A 1,311-nucleotide genomic window follows, 5' to 3' on the forward strand; every position below is an offset into this window, starting at 1 on the left:
GGGAGAACTACCACCTGCACGAGTTCGGCCTCGGCTGGGACCACGAGGAACCGAACGAGAACACGGTGACGCTGGCCCAGGCCGCGCCGAAGGCCGGCCACCGGCTGGGCTACGTCTACGACTTCGGGGACTGCTGGGAACACGTGATCGAGGTGGAGAAGACCCACCGGCCCGCGCCCCGCACCGCCTACCCGCGGGTGTCCGCCGGCGCCCGCGCCTGCCCACCGGAGGACTGCGGAGGCCCGCCCGGCTACCACGACATGCTCAAGGCGCTGCGGGCCCGCAAGGGCGCCCGGTACCGACAGGTCAAGGAATGGCTGAACGGCCCCTACGACCCGGCCGCCTTCGACAAGAACGCCGCCAACGCCGCACTCGCCGAGCTGGCCACAACATCATGACGCCATGACGTCATGATCACCGCGTTGCCGCTGGTGTAGCGGGGTGTGGTGGTGGGTGCGATGGGCTCAGGGCGGGTAGGACCCCGCACCGTGACCGGCCAGCACGGCCCCGGGCACGACCACCCGGCCCGCCCGGATGCGCCGCCGATGGACGCCGGGCAGGCTCAGGCGCTGGCCGGGCGGATCCGCCGCTCCATCGCCGAGGTGGAACGGGCGTGGGGAGTGCTGGCCGATCTGGTGTGCCAGGCGCACCAGGGCCAGGCCTGGCGGGCGCTGGGCTATGCCTCATGGGGCGAGTACGCCCACGCCGAGTTCGGCATCGGCCGGGCCCACGCCTACCGGCTCGTCGACATGGCCACCACCGCGGAGCAGTTGCACGGCGCGGTCGCGGAGGTTGTCGCCTCGCTGACCGGCCCCGTGGTGTCTCCCGCGGGAGACGCCCTCGCGCTGCTGTCCGGCCGGGCCTTGCGCGATGTACGCGGCCGCGTCGACCAGGTGGCCGCCGTGCTCGCCGAGCGCCTGCAGCAAGCCACGACGGCCGAAGGGAAGCTGACCAGCGGCCAGGTCGCCGAGCTCGTCCGCCAGGCCGTCGCCGAGGTCCGTGCGCTCGCCCCGCCTGCGCAGGCCGGGCGGTCGCCGGCGGCCCCACGCGATCCCGACGGACCGATCGCCGAGGGCCGTGCGCTCGTCGAACGGCTGTACGCCGGTGCGGCCGAGATCGGGCGGATGTGCCTGGAAATCGCCCCCGCCTACCTGTCCGAGGATCAGGCCTCCCGCTGGTTGGAGCCCTTCGCCGACGAGATCGGCCTGACCCTGGAAGATGTCCTGGCCCGGCGCCGCTACGCCATCACCGGCGACCGGCGGGCTGTCAGGGCCTTCCTGTGGCCTCCTCATCCGAGGTCGGATTTATGAA

Annotated in this window: 2 protein-coding genes; both read left to right on the forward strand. The window is 72.9% G+C overall.

What is annotated here, in order from left to right; all coding sequences use genetic code 11:
* Nucleotides 1-398 (forward strand): plasmid pRiA4b ORF-3 family protein (locus C4U03_RS39700; protein WP_103945040.1); only part of this gene is annotated, 398 nt, incomplete at its 5' end.
* A gap of 90 nt (nucleotides 399-488) precedes the next feature.
* The gene (locus C4U03_RS39705; protein ID WP_103945041.1) at nucleotides 489-1,310 is read left to right on the forward strand and encodes a hypothetical protein; all 822 of its coding nucleotides are present in this window, start codon (nucleotides 489-491) and stop codon (nucleotides 1,308-1,310) included.
* The last annotated feature ends 1 nt before the right edge of the window (nucleotide 1,311 follow it).

This window comes from Thermomonospora echinospora (assembly GCF_900108175.1).
GTDB lineage: Bacteria > Actinomycetota > Actinomycetes > Streptosporangiales > Streptosporangiaceae > Thermomonospora > Thermomonospora echinospora.